This window comes from Streptomyces sp. NPDC048257 (assembly GCF_043201855.1).
GTDB lineage: Bacteria > Actinomycetota > Actinomycetes > Streptomycetales > Streptomycetaceae > Streptomyces.
The window spans coordinates 33092-50009 of record NZ_JBICZI010000034.1 but is presented as its reverse complement, the minus strand read 5'-3'; the positions used below and the strand labels follow the sequence as shown (position 1 = coordinate 50009).

Annotated in this window: 15 protein-coding genes; 1 reads left to right on the top strand and 14 read right to left on the bottom strand. The window is 72.0% G+C overall.

Going from position 1 to position 16918, the window contains the following annotated elements; genetic code table 11:
* Nucleotides 1–83 precede the first annotated feature (83 nt).
* Complete coding sequence (locus ACGFZK_RS35260; protein ID WP_393852906.1) at nucleotides 84–821, top strand: 4'-phosphopantetheinyl transferase; 738 nt, start codon at nucleotides 84–86, stop codon at nucleotides 819–821.
* 14 nt (nucleotides 822–835) lie between these two features.
* On the opposite strand, the gene ACGFZK_RS35255 is transcribed toward ACGFZK_RS35260, so the two are convergent.
* Genes ACGFZK_RS35255 through pabB form a run of 14 tightly spaced genes read right to left on the bottom strand, consistent with a single transcriptional unit; the run spans nucleotide 836 to nucleotide 16283 of the window.
* Complete coding sequence (locus ACGFZK_RS35255; RefSeq protein ID WP_393852905.1) at nucleotides 836–2032, bottom strand: 3-deoxy-7-phosphoheptulonate synthase; 1197 nt, start codon at nucleotides 2030–2032, stop codon at nucleotides 836–838.
* A gap of 52 nt (nucleotides 2033–2084) precedes the next feature.
* On the bottom strand, nucleotides 2085–3353 hold the full coding sequence (locus tag ACGFZK_RS35250; protein ID WP_393852904.1) for an MFS transporter: 1269 nt from the start codon (nucleotides 3351–3353) through the stop codon (nucleotides 2085–2087).
* Nucleotides 3350–4684, bottom strand: a complete 1335-nt coding sequence (locus tag ACGFZK_RS35245; RefSeq protein ID WP_393852903.1) for a hypothetical protein — start codon at nucleotides 4682–4684, stop codon at nucleotides 3350–3352. The genes ACGFZK_RS35250 and ACGFZK_RS35245 overlap by 4 nt, the downstream gene beginning before the upstream one ends.
* Nucleotides 4681–5589, bottom strand: a complete 909-nt coding sequence (locus tag ACGFZK_RS35240; RefSeq protein WP_393852902.1) for an aminotransferase class IV — start codon at nucleotides 5587–5589, stop codon at nucleotides 4681–4683. The genes ACGFZK_RS35245 and ACGFZK_RS35240 overlap by 4 nt, the downstream gene beginning before the upstream one ends.
* A gap of 3 nt (nucleotides 5590–5592) precedes the next feature.
* Nucleotides 5593–6663: an isocitrate/isopropylmalate dehydrogenase family protein gene (locus ACGFZK_RS35235; protein WP_393852901.1), complete on the bottom strand. Its 1071-nt coding sequence runs from the start codon at nucleotides 6661–6663 to the stop codon at nucleotides 5593–5595.
* Entirely contained in the window at nucleotides 6660–8759 is a 2100-nt protein-coding gene (locus ACGFZK_RS35230) for an aconitase family protein (protein WP_393852900.1), read from the bottom strand. The genes ACGFZK_RS35235 and ACGFZK_RS35230 overlap by 4 nt, the downstream gene beginning before the upstream one ends.
* On the bottom strand, nucleotides 8756–10003 hold the full coding sequence (locus ACGFZK_RS35225) for a GNAT family N-acetyltransferase (protein ID WP_393852899.1): 1248 nt from the start codon (nucleotides 10001–10003) through the stop codon (nucleotides 8756–8758). Before ACGFZK_RS35225 ends, ACGFZK_RS35230 begins: the two co-directional genes overlap by 4 nt.
* Nucleotides 9993–10805, bottom strand: coding sequence for a class I SAM-dependent methyltransferase (locus ACGFZK_RS35220; RefSeq protein WP_393852898.1), 813 nt, complete (start codon nucleotides 10803–10805; stop codon nucleotides 9993–9995). Before ACGFZK_RS35220 ends, ACGFZK_RS35225 begins: the two co-directional genes overlap by 11 nt.
* Nucleotides 10802–11962 (bottom strand): hypothetical protein, encoded by a 1161-nt coding sequence (locus ACGFZK_RS35215; RefSeq protein WP_393852897.1) that lies wholly within the window; start codon nucleotides 11960–11962, stop codon nucleotides 10802–10804. Before ACGFZK_RS35215 ends, ACGFZK_RS35220 begins: the two co-directional genes overlap by 4 nt.
* Entirely contained in the window at nucleotides 11959–12546 is a 588-nt protein-coding gene (locus ACGFZK_RS35210) for a hypothetical protein (RefSeq protein WP_393852896.1), read from the bottom strand. The genes ACGFZK_RS35215 and ACGFZK_RS35210 overlap by 4 nt, the downstream gene beginning before the upstream one ends.
* Complete coding sequence (locus ACGFZK_RS35205) at nucleotides 12543–12872, bottom strand: chorismate mutase (protein ID WP_393852895.1); 330 nt, start codon at nucleotides 12870–12872, stop codon at nucleotides 12543–12545. Before ACGFZK_RS35205 ends, ACGFZK_RS35210 begins: the two co-directional genes overlap by 4 nt.
* Nucleotides 12869–13804: a hypothetical protein gene (locus ACGFZK_RS35200; RefSeq protein WP_393852894.1), complete on the bottom strand. Its 936-nt coding sequence runs from the start codon at nucleotides 13802–13804 to the stop codon at nucleotides 12869–12871. Before ACGFZK_RS35200 ends, ACGFZK_RS35205 begins: the two co-directional genes overlap by 4 nt.
* Nucleotides 13801–14277 carry a GNAT family N-acetyltransferase gene (locus tag ACGFZK_RS35195; protein WP_393852893.1) on the bottom strand — a complete coding sequence of 159 codons (477 nt, stop codon included), beginning with the start codon at nucleotides 14275–14277 and terminating at the stop codon, nucleotides 13801–13803. The genes ACGFZK_RS35200 and ACGFZK_RS35195 overlap by 4 nt, the downstream gene beginning before the upstream one ends.
* On the bottom strand, nucleotides 14274–16283 hold the full coding sequence (gene pabB / locus ACGFZK_RS35190) for an aminodeoxychorismate synthase component I (RefSeq protein ID WP_393852892.1): 2010 nt from the start codon (nucleotides 16281–16283) through the stop codon (nucleotides 14274–14276). The genes ACGFZK_RS35195 and pabB overlap by 4 nt, the downstream gene beginning before the upstream one ends.
* Between the last annotated feature and the right edge of the window lie 635 nt (nucleotides 16284–16918).

Sequence of the window (16918 nt, the reverse complement as noted above, 5' to 3'; positions counted from 1 at the left end):
AATTGCCGGTCCTTCCTCACGCTAGCAGCCGGAAGGACCGGCATAAACGGCGGAAGCAGGATTCCGGTCGTGAGGGTCCTCAGGTGCTCGAACTGATCCTTCCGGCCGCCGTGGCGTGCGCCGAGAGCTTTGTCGACGTACCGGAATCCACCCTCTTTCCCGCGGAATCGGAAGCGCTGGGGACAGCGCGTCACGAGGGGCGGCGACGGGAGTTCACCACCGTCCGGCACTGCGCCCGGCGGGCCCTGGCCGAGCTCGGCGTGCCGCCCGTGGCGGTGCTGCCCGGCGAGCGGGGGGCGCCGGTGTGGCCGCACGGAGTGGTCGGCAGCATGACGCACAGCACCGGGTACCGTGCAGCGGCGGTGGCCTCCGCCGGGCGGGTGCGGGCCGTGGGAATCGACGCCGAGCCCCACGAAGCCCTGCCCACCGGGGTGTTGGGGGCCGTCTCCCGCACCGAGGAGCGGGAGCGGCTGGCCGTCCTCGCCGCCGGGTGCCCGCAGGTGCACTGGGACCGGCTGCTGTTCTGCGCGAAGGAGGCCGTGTACAAGGCGTGGTTCCCGATGGTGCGGCGCCGACTGGGTTTCGGGGACGCATCGGTCTCCTTCGACGGGGTGGCCGGGGCCGGGACCTTCCGTGCGCAGATCACCGAACGGGGGAGGGGGAAAGACCTCCGGGAGATGTCCGTTCCCTCGGTCTTCGAAGGGCGCTGGACGGTCGCCGGGGGGATGCTTCTCGCTGCCGTCGTGATACCGGTCGATAATGGTCCGGATTTCGCCATCGGGTCCGGTCCCCATTCCCGCGCGCATTCACCTGCGCGTTGACCGGTCGGTCCTTTTCAGCCGCGCCAGGCGGAAACGACCTCGAGGGCCTGTTCCACATTCAGCCGGGGGTCGCACAGCGGTGCGGCCCGGCCGGCGAGTCCGCCCGTGCCGCCGCTGTCGGCGACGCACTCCAGCACCTCGTCGGGAGTGGCCTCCAAGTGGAGGCCGCCGGCGGTCCCGCGGGCGGATTCCACCGCCTGCCGGAAGCCCCGTACCTCCCGGACGATCTCCTCGACGAAGCGGGTCTTGCGGCCGTCCGGGGTGGTCACGGTGTTGCCGTGCATCGGATCGCACATCCAGACCACGGGATGCCCCGCCCGGCGTACGGCCTCGACGAGGGCGGGCAGGTTCCGCCCCACCGCGGCGGCGCCCTGGCGGGCGATCAGGGTCAGCCGGCCGGGCCGGCGCTCCGGATCGAGGCGGGCGCACAGTTCGAGCAGCCCGGCGGGGGTCGTCGTCGGCCCGATCTTGCAGGCCACCGGATTGTCCACCGCGGCGAGCAGGCGTACGTGGGCCCCCTCCACGGAGCGGGTGCGCTCGCCGATCCAGGGCCAGTGCGTGGACGACAGGAACGCCCGCCCCGACCCGTCCCCCCGGATCAGGGGGAGTTCGTAGTCGAGGACGAGCGCCTCATGGCTGGTCCAGGTGTTCCGGAAGTCCCATCCGGTGTCCGCGCGCAGGGTCCGCAGCACCCGGCGCGCGGCCCGGTAGCAGTCCGTGAGCCGGCGCGGGTCGTGTGCGCGGGCCGCCGCGTCCGGTTCCGGCCGGTTCACCATGTGGCCCCGGAAGACCGGGAGTTCCCGGTTCCCGTGCCGCTCCGTCGGCCGGGAGCGCGGTTTGGCGTACTGGCCGGCCATGCGGCCCACCCTGACCGTCGGCTTCCCGGTGATCTCCGAGAGCGCCGACGCGAGGACGTCGAGCATCCGGACCTTGTCGCGTACCGCCCCGGGCGTGCTGTCGGCCGGGTCCTCGGCGCAGTCACCGGCCTGCAGAACGTTCACCCCGCCCTGTGCGGCCCCGGCGATCAGGAGGCCGAACCCGCTGATGTCGCGGGGGCCGACCAGCCCCGGCGCGGCGCGCAGTTCCGCGACGGCCGCGCCGAGCGCCGGGTGATCCGCCCAGTCGGGCTGCTGGGCCGCGGGCAGCGCGGCCAGGTGTTCCAGTGCGCCGGCCGAAAGGGACTGGTCGACGAGAAATGCGCCGTGCGGCATGGTGCTCCCCCTGTGTGCGGTGCTGTTCTTGCCGTCGGTTCGGTGGTGGTGGTCATGTGGCCGCGTCCCCGGCCGGCAGGCGCGGTGCGGCGGCGCGGACGGTCAGGCCGCGCACGCCCGCGCTGCACAGCGCGAGGCCGGTGGCCGTGACGATCAGTACGGCGCCTGCCACCAGGGTCGTGTCGATGCCCACGTGCAGGGCGATCGGACCCGCCGCCACCTCGCCGACCGGGATGGCCACGAACGAGCCGAGCGCGTCGTAGGAGTAGACGCGGGCGAGCCGCTCGGGAGGAATGTTCTCCTGCAGGGACACGTCCCAGGCGACCGCGAGTTGTTCGAGCGCCACACCGTTGATGAACATCGCGGCCAGCAGCAGCGCCGTGTGCGAGCTGGTCGCGAGGGCGAGCAGCGGTACCGCCTCGAACGCACCGACGGCCGCGCCGATCCGCAGCGCGTGCCGCGGCCGGGTGCGGGCCGCGATGATGCCGCCCGCGAACGCGCCCCCCGTCTGCGCGGCGAGCAGCAGCCCCCAGGTCGTCCGGCCGAAGGACTGGTCGGCGATGGTCGGCCCGAGGACCTGCAGCCCCCCGGCGACCACCGCGTTGATGACCAGGAACTGGAGCACCACCACCCACACCCAGGAGCGGGAGGTGAACTCCGACCAGCCCTCGCGCAGTTCGGCCAGCGGCCGGGCCGGGCCGCCCGCCGCCGAGGGCGTCTTCGCCACCCGGAGCCCGGCGAAGCTCAGTCCCGCCAGCAGGAACACCGCCGCATTGACCGCGATGCCCCAGCCGGGGCCCGCGAAGCCGACGACGAGGCCGCCGGTCGAGGCGCCGAGGACCATGCCCGCGTTGACGGCCATCCGGACGAGCGCGTTGGCGGGCCGGATCAACCCGGTCGGGACGGTCTGCGGCACGAGGGCGGCCGCCGCCGGCAGCGACACCGCCGACACCATGCCGTTGACGACGCTGATGACGACCAGTACGGGGAGGGAGGCGAAGCCCAGCAGGACGCTCGCCGCGATCGCCGCCTGGGCCAGCCCGGCCGCGATGCTCGACCCCTGGAGCACCAGCCGGCGCGGCAGCCGGTCGGCGATCACCCCGCCGAACAGCAGCAGCGCCACGTTGGCCACCGACCGCGCCCCGACCACGATCCCGAGGTCGATCAGGGAGCCGGTGAGGTCGAGCACCGCGAACGAGAGCACGATCGGTGCCATGGCGTTGGCGAAGTACGTGGCCATCCGTCCGCCCGCCAGGCAGCGGAAGTTCCGCTGCCGGAGCGGGTCCAGCAGGGTGGGTGCCCGGGTGCCGTCGACGCTCACGGTCCGACCGTCGGACTCTCCACGATCAGCACGCTGTTGGCGGCAGCGCCCTGATGGGTGTTGACGAGTGCGCCGCTGCCGGGTGTGGCGTGCCGGACGTACATGCCCGAGAGCGCGCGGCCGAACATCATCGGACCCAGGACGCAGGGCACGGCGGCGCTGCGGATCTCCCCGGTCGTGCCGTGCGCGAACCCGAGGGTGACGAGGTCGGGGTCCACCACCCGCTGGAGGACGTGGTCGCCCATCCCGGCGGCCTTCAGGACCAGCTCCCGCCACTCCTCCTCGGTCACCGAGCGGCCCATGGCCACCCCGGCGCCGCCGTAGCCGTCACCGGGCTTGAGCACCAGCGAGGTCCGGTCCTTGCCGAGTGCGTCGGCCCGGGCCGGGATGGTGCGCGGGATGTGCCGGCGTACGAAGTCCCGGTCGGCCGGGTCCAGCAGAGCAAGGTCTTCCCAGACCCAGGCCAGCACCCGCTTGTCGCTGACGGGGCTGGTCGCCTCCGGGGTGTACATCCGGGCCGTGCCCGCCCGCAGTGCCGTGCCCAGCGCGTCCAGCCCCGGACCCCTCTGCTCGACGGGCAGGAAGAGCCGGAACACCCCGTGCGCGATCTGCTCGCCGGCGCGCAGCCGCTGCCGGTCGTCGAGGGTCAGCCGGTCCAGCGGATACCCGACGACGGTGATGCCGTGTGCCGTGCCGTGTGCGCCCATGGGGCCGAGGTAGGAGATGAACTCGTCCGGGTCGGCCAGGTGGCCCAGGCCGTCCTCGCGGAAGACGGGCACCACGAGCGTGCTGCCCTGGGCCAGGCCGAGGAAGGAGACCAGCTCCGTGAAGAAGGCGTCGACGGCGGAGGGCGGGGCCCGCAGGGGGCCCGGGTCGGCGTAGACCTCGTGGAACTGCGTGGCGATCAGGTCGGCCTCGATGGCCCCGCCGATCGCCCCGTCGATGTTGAGCTCGACGACCTGGGGCACGCCCCGCTCGACCATCACGTCGGCGCGCAGGGACGTCAGCAGATGTTCGCCCAGCGGCTCCGCCGGGTCCAGCAGCGGGTACTGCTCCTGCGGCAGGGAGAGCGCCGCGAGCAGCCCGCCGGCCGTGCTCACCCGGCGCAGGCACGCGTCGAGCACCAGGCCCGCCGCGCGGTCCGCGACCGCGCCGACCCGCTCGTAGGCCCCGGCGCCCAGCACGAGGGGCCGGGTCGGGCACCAGGAGTCCGCGAGGCGCGGTACCCCGGCGTTCGCCCGGCGCCAGTGGTCCCGGCCGAGCACGTCGAGGCGCTCGCGCAGCGCGCCGGGGAGGGTGTCGTACAGATCGACCACGAGGGCGTCGCTCATCCGGCCGACACCCACTTCGCATAGCCGGGGAGCAGCCCCAGTTCGGCCTGCCGATAGGCCCGTACGAGCTCGGCGACCACGGCGTTGCCGGTGTCGAACGCGGTCCCGTCCACGCTCCGAACGGGGCGCACACCACCGGCGGTGCTCGCCACGCACAGCGCGTCACAGGCCAGCAGGTCCGCCGGGGCCAGCGGGCCGCGGTCCACCGCGTACCCGAGGCCGGCGGCCAGCTCGACGACGGAGGCCAGGGTGATCCCGTCCAGGGCGGCGGGGGAGTCGGGCACCAGCAGCGTGCGACCGCGTACCCCGAAGACGTTCTGCACGGTGCACTCGGCGACGAAGCCGGTGTCGTCCAGCAGCAGCGCGTCGTCACAGCCGCGCCGCTGGGCGTCCATCCAGGCGATCCTGGAGCCCAGATAGCCGGCCGACACCTTCGCTTTGGCCGGGAAGGCGTGCGGGCTCAGCCGGGTGACCTCGGACAGGGCGAGGCGGGGCTGCTGCGCGCGGATCACCGAGTCGAAGCCCGAGACGTCGAAGGCCAGTACGGCCACCTGGGCCTGCGCACCGGGAGCGGCCAGGCCGAGTACCCCGTCGCCGAGGACGGCGAGGGGGCGCAGATAGGCCCGGCGCAGGCCGTTGGCGGTCAGTGTCTCGTGGCACGCCGCGGCGAGTTCGGCGGGGGACTGCGCGAGCGTCATCCCCACCAGGCGGCACGATTCGACGAAGCGTGACGTGTGCTCCCGGAGCCGGAAGAGGTGGTGGCCGTCGTCCCCGGAGGGGAAGGCGGAGATGCCCTCGAAGACACAGAGTCCGTAGTGCAGGCTGTGGTTGGCGAGGGTCAGCGCGGTGTCGCCGGCGGGGACCACGGCGCCCTGCCACCACATGAGCTTCGCTGGTTCGTTCATCTCTCAGTCCTTGTCGTGCCGGGCGACCGCCCGGCATATCAGGTCGCCCACCTCGCCGGTGAGTGCGGTGCCGCCCAGATCGGGTGTCAGCAGGTCCCCGTGCAGCACCTCGTCCACGGCGCGTTCCACGGCGGCGTGGGCCGCGTGCAGCCCCATCCGGTCCAGCATCAGGGAGTAACTCAGCACCGAGGCGATCGGGTTGGCGCGCCCGGTGCCGGCGATGTCCGGCGCGCTGCCGTGCACCGCCTCGAAGACGCCGAAGAACGAGGTGTCCTCGGGGTCGTAGCTCGCCGAGGGCGCCACTCCGAGCCCGCCGGCGAGCATGGCGGCCTCGTCGCTGAGGATGTCCCCGAAGAGGTTGCTCGCCACCAGCACGTCGAACCGGGCCGGGTTGCGGATCAGCTCCATGGCGGCGGCGTCGACGTACAGGTGGTCGCGCTCCACGTCCGGGTAGGACGCGCCGAGGGCACGGAACCGGCTCTGCCACAGCGGGCCGGCGCTCGGCATCGCATTGCTCTTGTCCACCAGGGTGAGCCGGCGGCGCGGGCGGGAACGGGCGAGTTCGAAGGCGGCCGTGAGGGCCCGGTCCACGGCCCACCGCGTGTGCACGCCGACCTCCATCGCGACGTGGCCGGGGCGCCCGCCCCGGACCGTGCCGCCGACCCCGACGTACACGTCCTCCGTGTTCTCCCGCACGACGACGAGGTCCACGTCCCCGGCCGAGCGCACGTGCTTGAGGGGGCAGTGGGCCAGGGTGCGCAGGCGGACCGGGCGCAGGTTGACGCTCAGTTCGAGCTGCTGACGCAGTCCGCCGATGATCCGGACGGCGTGCCGGTTGTCGGGGACACGGGGATCGCCGAGCGCGCCGAGCAGCACCGCGGCGTAGGTGCTGCCGATCGCCGGGATGTCGATCTCCACGTCCCCGTGCTCCAGGAAGTGGTCGGCGCCGTAGGGCAGTACGTCGGTCTTCAGCCCGGTGCCGAAGGTGTCCTCGACCACCGCGTGCACCTTCAGCACCTCGGCCATGACCTCCGGACCGATGCCGTCTCCGGGGACGACCGCGAGGGTGCTCATCCGGCCGACGCCTGCGCCCGGACCTGCTCACCGGCGTACGCGACGAGGCCGCCCGCGGTGAGCAGTTCGCGCTCGAACGGGGAGGGCGGGGTGATGGGCGCGCACGTGCCCCGGGTCACGTTGACCAGCTCGCCGCGCTCGTCGTCGACGACCAGCCGGTCGCCCTCCCGGATCCCGTAGGCGAAGTCCCCGACCTCGACCAGCCGCAGGCCGATGTTGAGGGCGTTGCGGAAGAAGATCCGCGCGAAGCTGTGCGCGACGACGAACGGCGCGCCGGAGGCCTTGATGCCCATCGGGGCGTTCTCACGGGAGGAGCCGCAGCCGAAGTTCATCCCGCCGACGATCACCGATCCGCTCAGGTCGTACCCGGTGCCGGCGTAGTGGTCGAGGAACGGCCCGTTGCCCGCGTGGGCCATGATGTGCTTCTTGTACTCGGCCGGGTCGGGGATCTGGCAGAACACGCCGGGCAGGATCACATCGGTGTTGACGTGGTCGCCGAAGACCCAGGCGAGGCTTCCGGTGCCCGTCGCCACGCCGGTGCCCGTCGCCACGCCGGTGCCCGTCGCCACGCCGGTGCCCGTCGCCACGCCGGTGCCCGTCGCCACGCCGGTGCCCGGGGCCGCCGAGGAGAACTCGTCCGCCGCGCCGGTCAGGGGCGCCCGGCCCTCGCGCGCCGAGTGGAGCGCGAACAGCTCGTCGATGGCGCCGCGCACCGCGTCCTCGTCGGCGTAGTAGTCGCTCCGGTCGCCGATGGGGGCGAGCGTGCCGGTCAGCGCGGCCCGCGCCGCGATCGCCGGGGAGGCCAGTACGACACTGGCGTCCACGTCGCCGCAGCGGCCGCGGAAGTTGCGGTTGGAGGTGAAGACCGCGACCTCGCCCTTGCCGAGCACACCGGACTTGATGCCGATGCAGGGACCGCAGCTGGAGGACTCCACGTAGCAGCCCGCCTCCAGCAGGACGTCGATCAGGCCCTCCTTCATCGCCGCCCGGTAGGCCTTCTGGGAGGCGGGGATGACGATGGTCCGCACGCCGTCCTTGACCCGCTTGCCGCGCAGCACGTCCGCGACGACCCGCAGGTCCTCCAGGTGCCCGTTGGTGCAGGAGCCGATGAAGACCTGGTCGACCGGTATCCCGCCGTCGGCGTCGGCGCGCCGGGCCAGCGGCGCCACCCCGGTCATCAGGTCCGTGCGGTCCGCGTACTCGTCCCAGTGCCGCAGGAGGTGCTGGAGCTGGTGCGTGCCGATGGCGTTGTCGGGGGAGAACGGCAGCGCCACGGTGGGCTCGATCAGGCCCAGGTCGACGTCGATCACGTCGACGTACTCGGCGTCGTCCTCGTCGATGGCGAAGTCCGGGTACCCGGCCCCGTCGCCGAGGTGGTCGGCGAGCACGCCGTCCGTGGGGAACAGGCCGTACTTGGCGCCCATCTCCACCGCCATGTTGCTCAGCGACAGCCGGTCGGTGACCGCCAGCGAGGCGAGGCCGGGGCCGCCGAACTCCAGGCTGCGGTAGACGGCGCCGTGCACCCCGATCAGACCGCAGAGGTACAGCGCCACGTCCTTGCCCTGCACGTGCGGACGCAGGCTCCCGTGGAAGCGGACCAGCGTCGCCTCGGGCACCCGCATCCAGACGCTGCCCCGGACCATGGCCATGGCCAGGTCGGTGGAGCCGATGCCGGTGGCGAGCGAGCCGATCGCGCCCGCGGTGCAGCTGTGCGAGTCGGCGCCGACCGCCACGTCACCGGGGCGGATCAGCCCCTGCTCGATGAGGATCTTGTGCTGGATGCCGCCGTCGTAGCCGACGTCGAACACCTTGATGCCGTGCGCCCGGGCGAACCGGCGCAGCTCGACGAGGATCGAGGCCATCGAGGCCGTGTGGGTGGGGACGACGTGGTCGAAGACGAAGACGGTCCTCTCGCGCTGCGCGGCGATGCCGGCGGCGATGTACGCGTCGTCGAATCCGGAGTCGCGCAGGATGTCCAGGGCCCATTTGACGGTCATCTCGCTGCCCCAGCACAGGTCGAACGGCAGGTCCACGACCTCGCCGGTGCTGACGGGACGGCCGAGTTTGTGCTCGAAGAGCTGTCGTACGAGTGTCATCGCGGAACGCTTCCATCCTGGTGGCCGAGAAGCTGTTTCTTGAGGCAGTCGAAGACGGCGACGTACGGCTCGATCCGCCGCTGCGCCGCCGGTGAGGAGAACCGGATCCAGCCGCGCACCGGGGCCGGACGGCAGCCGCGCAGGCGCTTCGCCTCCGCCGAACCCATGCCGTACGCGATGCGGTGGGGGCCGCCGGTGACGGCCAGTTCGACGAGGTGGTGGAAGACGAGGTTGAAGTAGGCGCAGGTGTGCCCGACGGCCGCGTCGTCGAAGCCGAGGAACTTGGGATGCAGGACGCCGCCCGCCTCCAGGCACAGCAGGAAGCCCCCGAAATCGGCCCCCTGCGTCCCCCGGCGGCGCACCACGTACAGTGCGGGCCCCAGCCGCGGGGAGCCGAGGAGCGCGGTGAACAGCCGCTCCATCGCCGCCCGGTCGACCGGCAGGCCGTACTTCTTCTGCTGTCCCTCACAGAGCCCGGCGCAGCGGGCGATCGCCGCCGGGTCAGGGTCCCTGATCCGTTCGACCCGCATCCCGGCCTCGGCGAACTTGCGGATCTCGGCCCGGGCGACGTTGCGGCGCTTGCGTTCCAGCGTGCCCAGGTACTCCTCCAGGGAGGTGCAGGGGCCGGGTCGCAGCTCGTACTCCACGTCGGAGAGGAACTCCAGGTAGCCGTGGTCGGCGAGGGCGCGGTGCAGCTCCCGGTCCCCGCCGGACTCCCAGAGGAAGGACTGCGAGGGGATCGCCTCGTCGCGGCAGAACTCCTCGATGGCGAGAAGCAGTTCACCGATCGCCTCCCGCCGGTCGGCGCCCGGCCGGGTGAGGACGTCGCTCGCGTACCCGTACGGGCTGGTCATCACGAGCGCCGGATAGCCGGCCGCACGCGTACGGGCGGCCTCCGTGCGCACGACGGCGGCGAGCAGGGCCGCGGCCTCGGCGGACTCCTGCGGCGAACGGTCACGGGCCAGGGCGCGGGTGAGGTGGTCGATCTCGTACGCGCCGAAGAGCGCGCCCGTCGGATCGTGGTACGGGAACGCGTCCGGGTCGCGGACCAGCAGGCCCTGCACCGCGGCCACCGTCCGCCCCTCGTCCCGCAGCAGGAACAGGACCAGCTCGAAGCCGAAGCACTCCTCGACCGCGCGCAGCCAGTCGTGCGAGAGGTACACCTGCGCCGGGGGGACGAGCGCGTCCCACTCACGGCGGTCTACACCGGATGCCGACCGTACGACGACGACCTCATTCCCCACGGACGTCCACGCCCTTCGAGGCGACCGCGATCAGGCGCTCGGCCCGGTGGTCGTACGGCGCGCCGTCGTAGTCCCCGTGGAACCGCACGTCGGTGAAACCGGCGGACCCCAGCATGTCCCGCAGTTCGCCGGCGCTGTAGAGGAACAGCGTCATCGAACCCCGGGCCGCGTGCGAGCCCTCGATCGCGTACCAGTCGCTGCGCAGCCGGGTCCAGTCGTCGAGCACGGTGTCGCGCTGGACCAGCACCCTTCCGTCCCGCTCGGAGAGGGAGACCCGCTCGTCGAGCCGCGCGAGGATCTCCTTGCCGACGACGTCGATCAGCAGGGTCCCGCCCGGCGCCAGGCTGGTGTGGGCGTTGCGCAGCACCTGGACGTTGTCCTCGAGCCGGTCGAAGTACCCGAAGGAGGTGAACATGTTGATGACGGTGTCGAACACCCCCGGTTCGGCGAAGGCGCGCATGTCCGACTCCACGAACCGGGCTTTCACCCCCGCCTCCTGACAGTAGGTCAGGGCGCGCGCGAGCATCGGCGCACTGAGGTCCACCCCGGTGACCGCGTGGCCCGCGCGGGCGAGCGGCACGGTGAACAGGCCCGGCCCGCAGCACAGGTCGAGCACACGGGCCCCGGCAGGAAAGCGGAACAGCGGGGACCGCTCCACGATCCGCACCGCCTGCGCGGCGCGCTCCGGGGAGAAGAGGTGCGGGTAGAAGTCGTTCCAGAACGCCTGGTCCTCGAACCAGGCGGAGGTGTCCGGCTCCTGTCCGCCCCTCTTCCCCTTCTTCTTCTCCTGCTCCGTGTTCATACCGACAGGGCCGTTCGCTCGTGGTAGATCTCCACGACCTGGGCCTCGGTGACGCTGGACTTCGACAGCACCGAGACCTCCTTGACCTGCCGGAGCACCGAGCCGAGGACCTCGTCGTCGTACGGGAGCCCATGGGCGTCCAGCACGTGGGAGATGATCCCCTTGCCGGAGTGCTTGCCCATGACGATCCGCCGCGTGTGGCCCACCAGTTCGGGCCGCAGCGGCTCGTAGGCGGTGGAGTCCTTCATCACCGAGGACACGTGCAGACCGGACTCGTGCGAGAAGGCGTTGCCGCCGACGATCGGCTTCATCGGGCTGACCTCGATGCCCGACAGGCCCGCGATCAGCTCCGACATGGGCCTCAGCCGCGACAGGTCGACGTTGGCGTCGAAGCCGTACAGCTGGGTGAGGGCCACCGTCACCTCCTCCAGGGAGGCGTTGCCCGCCCGCTCGCCGAGACCGTTGACGGTGCACTGGACCTCGTCCGCGCCGCCCAGGATGCCCGCGACCGTGTTGGCCGTGGCCAGACCGAAGTCGTTGTGGCAGTGCAACGACAGCGTCACGTGGATCCGCGACCGCAGCCGCGAGATGAGGGTGCGGAAGGCGTCGGGGGTGGTCGAGCCGACGGTGTCCGCCACACCCACCAGGTCCGCCCCGCTCTCCTGGGCGAGTAGGAGGACCTCCTCCAGGTAGTCGTACGCGGTCCGGGTGGCGTCCTCGGCGCCGCAGCCGACGAACAAGCCGAGGTCCTTGGCGTACGTGATGCCGTCGGCCATCTCCCGCTTCAGCCGGTCGCGCACCGCACGGTCCGCACCGCCGAACTTGACCCGCATGTGCACGTCGGAGGTCGGCACGAAGGTGTAGACGGAGTCGGCGCCGCACGCCCGGGCGAGATCGATCTCGCCGCGGTTCGGCCGGCAGAACGCCACCACACGGGCGTTCAGGCCCAGGGCGGCGATCCCGCGCACGGCGTCCTGGTCGGCCTGCGAGGAGGCGGGGAAGCCCGCGTCGATGCAGTCCACGCCCATCTCGTCCAGGAGCCGGGCGATCCTCACCTTCTCCTCGACCCGGAAGGCCACCCCACAGGTCTGCTCGCCGTCGCGGAGCGTGGTGTCACAGACGAGGATCCTCCTCGTCGCGGATGCGGTCCCGGTCATGCGCCCTCTCCCAACAGGTACTCGCGGCACTGGGTGCCGATCACTTCGCCCGAGAACCTGGGACGGCGTCCGTAGACGACCCAGGTGGTGGTCACCGCGCCGATGTAGCGGTCGAGGCGCAGCGCCCCGTTCGACCGCTCCAGGTACTCCAGGTGGGTGAGGCCCGAGTCATAGGCCCCCGCCAGCAGGTGGGCGCCGACCACCGGCTTGGACGGCTCGCGGACGACCTCCTCCCACTGCGACACGTCGACGTAGCCGGCGGTGGCCGGAACCAGCCCCAGCGACCGTGGCCGCTCCACGTCGGCACGGCTGAGCAGCACCAGTTCCTTGGTGGGGTACACGAAGGTGTCCACCACCCTGACCTCGTCGAAGTACCGCTCGGTGAGCAGGTGCACCTCGGGGTGCGCGCTGCACTGCACGAGGTAGTCGCTCTCGCCGCGGCGCACCCGCTCCAGACCGTCGTGCAGGTCGACGGTGAGGTCGGTCCTGGCCTCGCCCTCGATGCCCTGGAACCTGAAGTAGTGCTCCACGGCGTTCTCGTGGCAGCTGCCCGCCGGGCCGAGGGTGGTGAACGTCAGGGTCATCGCCGTACCTCCACGGTCGTCGCGGGAGGACCGTCGATGATCCGGTCCTCCAGGCGGCAGGCCTCGTCGATCAGCAGGGTCGCCAGGGAGCGCATGAAGTCGGGGGCGAGGTCCAGCCGTTCGCCCCGGGCCGCGTACGCCTCGCGGACCGCGGTGACCCGCTGCGGCTGCATCATCGGGATGCCGTGGGCCCGTTTGACCTCGGCCACCTCGCAGCAGATCGCCAGGCGGGCCGCCACCAGCTCCGCAAGCTGCTGGTCCAGTGACTCCAGCCGCTCCCGGAACGGCCGGAGGACTTCTTCGGGAGTCGCGTTCGCGTGCGTCACGAGGCCTCCGATGCCAGGGCGCGCGCCGCGGCGCGCAGGGACGGGAGTCCGTATCCGCCCTCCTGGACGAACACGGTGGGCAGCCGCTGCTCGGCGACGAGCGCGGCGACGGGTCCGAACACCTCCGGCGCCAGGGTCCAGGAGCCGTGCGGATCGCCGGCGAGGACGTCGTAGCCGACGGAGACCACCAGCGCCTGGGCGTTCTCGCGGCGCAGGTGCGCCAGGGCGTCGGCGACGAGCGCCAGGAACCGCCGGGCACCCGGATCGGACTCCACCGGGAACAGGCCGGGCCCCGGCTCGAAGGTGTAGGGGAAGTCCTTCGGGTCGCCGGAGTGCACCGAGGCGAACGGCAGCGTGGGATCGCCCCGGACGAGGGCGAGGGTGCCGTTGCCCAGGTGGTAGTCGACGTCGAGGATGCCGACCCGGGCCACGCCCTCCTCCTGCAGCGTCCGGGCGGCGACGACGGCGTTGTTGAGGAAGCAGTAGCCGCCGTACCAGCCGGGGCCCGCGTGGTGGCCCGGGGGCCGCACCAGCGCGTAGCTGTTCTCCCCACGGCGGGCCGTCAGCCCGGCCGCCCGGACGGCGGCGGCCGCCGCGCCCAGCGCCGCGGGCCACACCCCGCGGGTGACCGGGGTCTCCTGCTCCAGGCCGGGGGCCGCGAACGCGCTGTCGAGCACCGACTGCGCCCCTTCGGGCACCCCGTGGCGCAGGTGGTCCAGCAGCTCCTTGTCGTGCACGGCGCCGACCAGCCGCTCCGCACGGTCCGGAGCGTCCGTGCCGGGCGGGGCGGCCACCGCGCCCCCGTCGTGCAGCCCGGCCAGGATCTCGTGGATCCGCTCGGGGGTCTCCTTGCTGGCCACCCGGGCGCCGGAGGGCTCGACCGTGAACGGCAGCGCCTCGGACTCCTCGGGTACCACCACGTGCAGCGTCATGACAGATCCTTGATCACGCGCGGGCCTATGACGCGGAAACCGGAGCGCTCGTAGAACGCCAGGGTCCGCGGGTACGAGGGGAACTGCTCGGCGGGCAGGCAGACTTCGACCCGTCGCACGCCGTCGGCGGCGCACAGTCCGTCGAGGGCGTCCAGCAGCAGGGCCGCAACGCCCCGGGACCGCAGCGCCGGCTCCACCCACAGCTCCTGAACGTGGCGGTACGGCGCGGCGAGCCGCAGCGCGGTCTGGATGGTGTACCCCAGTACGCCGACCACGCGCCCCTGACCGTCCCGGGCAACCAGCACCCCGGAGCCGTCCCGGCCGGCGATGGCCCCGGCGACGGCCGCGTCCAGGCCGGGGATCGTGTGGGAGTCGTCCTGGCGCAGCTCCCGCAGGAGGGCGGTCACCGCCTCGGCGACCGCCGGCGCCTCCCCGGGCTTCGCCGGCCCGGTCTCGAATTCCACCGTGCTCATCCCCGGTACCTCGCAGCCGTTCCCGATGTGGCCTCGCAGGGCTCCTCGACGCCGAGGGCCCGCAGCAGCGCACGGGCCTTGAGCCGTGTCTCCTGGAACTCCTCCTCGCCGTCCGAGAGCACGATCAGTGCGCCGCCCACGCCGATGCGCACGCGGTCGCCCTCCCAGACGATCGTGCGGATGACGATGGACTGGTCCGCCGCCCCGTCGAAACCGAAGTAGCCGAGGCTGCCGGAGTACACCCCGCGCTCCTCCGGCTCCAGTTCGTCCAGGAGCTCCACCGTGCGCTTCTTCGGCGCGCCGGTCATCGACCCGCCGGGGAAGAGCGCCTCCACGCAGTCGACCGCGTCCCGGTCGGCGCGCAGCCGCCCGCGGACCGTGGTGACGAGCTGGTGCACGGTGGCGTAGGACTCGGCGGCCATCAGCTTGGGCACGTGCACCGTGCCGGTGTCGCAGACCTGCCCGAGGTCGTTGCGGAGCAGGTCCGCGATCATCAGGTTCTCGCTGCGGATCTTGCGGTCCGTCTCCAGACCCGCGCGGGCGGCCTCGTCGGCCACCGGGTCGGCGTGTCGCGCGGCGGTGCCCTTGATGGGCTTGGCCTCGACCTCGCCGTTGCCCGTCACCGTGACGAACCGCTCCGGCGAGGAGCTCAGCAGCGAGCGCTCGCCGAGGCGGACGTACGCGGCGTAGGGCGCCGGGCTGGCCGCCCGCAGGCGCAGGTAGGTCTCCAGCGGGTCCGCCTCGCTGGTACCGCTGATCTGGTACGTGTAGCAGGCCTCGTACGAGTCCCCGTCATGCAGCCACTGCTGCACGGTGTCGAAGTGCCGCAGGTACGTCTCCCGGTCGACGCCGGGCTCCAGTAAGGCCGGGGCGGCCTCCCGCCGGGGCCGGGGCACCAGGGGGCGACGGGCGAGTGCGCGCACCTCCTCGCACCAGGCGTCGTGCTGCTCGGAGGACAGGCCCACCGTGATCAGGTGGCGCCGGCCGGTCTCGTGGTCGTAGGCCACGAAGCGGTCGACCCGGAGCAGCTCCGCGTCCGGCCGCTCGCCGCTGCCCGCCCGGCCGATGCCGACGCTCCCCTTGATGCCGTAGCCGAGATAGCCGAGGTAGCCGCCCGCGAACGGCACGGGCGAGGAGCCGGCCGGGACGGGCGTGGTCGCGAGGCCCGACCGCAGGTGCTCGAAGACCGTGCCGGGGAGGCGCTCCATGGCCTCGTGGGTCTCGCGTTCGACGACATGGGCGCCCGCGTAGGCGCGGAGCACCTCCAGGCCGTCTCCGGCGCAGGCACCCAGGTAGCTGTGGCGGCCCATTCCGTAGGCGGTGCGCGAGCTGTCAAGCCAGAAGCTGTACGGGCTGTCGGCGAAGGCGCGCAGGAACAGTTCCTCGGCGTCCAGGTCGATGCCGAGTTCGCTGTGGCGGAGCGTGGGCGTGATCCCGAGGAAGTTGGCGATGATCTCCTCGCCGTACTCGCTGTCCACCGACTCGGGATGGAACTGCACGCCGTACAAGGGGCGTTCGCGGTGCCGCAGGCCCATCAGCAGGCCGCCTTCGGACCAGGCCGTCGCCACGAGGTCCGCCGGGAGCGGTTCGGTGACGGCGAGGGAGTGGTAGCGCACGGCCCGGAAGCCCTGCGGGACGCCGGCGAAGAGGCCGGTCCCGGTGTGGGTGATCGCGCTGGTCCGGCCGTGCACGATCTCCGGCGCGTGCCGGACCTCGCCCCCGAAGGCGAGGGCAAGGCCCTGGTGGCCGAGGCAGACCCCGAGGACGGGCACCGCGGCCTGCTCCAGGAGGGCCCGGCAGAGCCCGAAGTCCTCGTCCCTGGCCGCGCTGCCGGGGCCCGGGGAGATCACGACGTGGGTGAAGCCCTGTCGCAGCAGTTCGTCCGCCGTCGCCTCGTCGTTCCGTACGACGACCGGCCGCACACCCGCCACCTTCCAGAGCAGCTGGAAGAGGTTCCACGTATAGGAGTCATAGTTGTCTACGAGAAGGATCCGCAGGTCTCTCACGATGTGGTCGAGCTCCTTGACGGCCGGAACGGCCTTGTGGGCACGGTGATCCGGCTGACCGACTTTTCTATCGGTGGTGATTCATCGGTGGTGATTCATCGGTGGTGATTCATCGGTGAGGTGAATCGGTGGCGCTGAATTGAACGCACGTCGGCATGCTCACGCGGACGCGATCGAGATCGCGGATGTGGATGCGGATACGCATGGCAACGCGGATGAAAATGACATCGGCTGGCCCCCGTAATGCCGGTCCGAGAAGGTCGTTCCGACGGTCGATGCTAGCCATGCCGGACCGAATATGCATCCCCGTGTGACTCAGCCCACTGCGCCCTGCGATAACTACGTGAGGTGTGACTCGAGTAAATGATCCACTCGCAGGACTGGTGACACGAGGCAATGGTGAGGGGCCGTCAGCCGGTCTCCAGCGGGCCGCCCGGCGGCACTTCGTCGCAAATTCGGTGTTGACAAACGCTCCGAATGCGACCATTGAGCCGATAGATTCAAGTCACATCCACTCCGGGCGGGACAGTGCCTGACCGGAAATCGGCTTTCCTTCTGTATCGGGCCACCGGTGCGCCGATGTTTTCTGGCCAGTGATCGGCGCTATCGACGTGATCGCCCTCACGCCGGCGCCG

Bases quoted from the DNA above. Each gene is read 5' to 3' on its own strand.
- ACGFZK_RS35255 (WP_393852905.1), bottom strand. From the start codon at position 2,032: ATGCCGCACGGCGCATTTCTCGTCGACCAGTCCCTTTCGGCCGGCGCA.
- ACGFZK_RS35245 (WP_393852903.1), bottom strand. From the start codon at position 4,684: ATGAGCGACGCCCTCGTGGTCGATCTGTACGACACCCTCCCCGGCGCG.
- ACGFZK_RS35240 (WP_393852902.1), bottom strand. From the start codon at position 5,589: ATGAACGAACCAGCGAAGCTCATGTGGTGGCAGGGCGCCGTGGTCCCC.
- ACGFZK_RS35235 (WP_393852901.1), bottom strand. From the start codon at position 6,663: ATGAGCACCCTCGCGGTCGTCCCCGGAGACGGCATCGGTCCGGAGGTC.
- ACGFZK_RS35230 (WP_393852900.1), bottom strand. From the start codon at position 8,759: ATGACACTCGTACGACAGCTCTTCGAGCACAAACTCGGCCGTCCCGTC.
- ACGFZK_RS35220 (WP_393852898.1), bottom strand. From the start codon at position 10,805: ATGAACACGGAGCAGGAGAAGAAGAAGGGGAAGAGGGGCGGACAGGAG.
- ACGFZK_RS35215 (WP_393852897.1), bottom strand. From the start codon at position 11,962: ATGACCGGGACCGCATCCGCGACGAGGAGGATCCTCGTCTGTGACACC.
- ACGFZK_RS35210 (WP_393852896.1), bottom strand. From the start codon at position 12,546: ATGACCCTGACGTTCACCACCCTCGGCCCGGCGGGCAGCTGCCACGAG.
- ACGFZK_RS35200 (WP_393852894.1), bottom strand. From the start codon at position 13,804: ATGACGCTGCACGTGGTGGTACCCGAGGAGTCCGAGGCGCTGCCGTTC.
- ACGFZK_RS35195 (WP_393852893.1), bottom strand. From the start codon at position 14,277: ATGAGCACGGTGGAATTCGAGACCGGGCCGGCGAAGCCCGGGGAGGCG.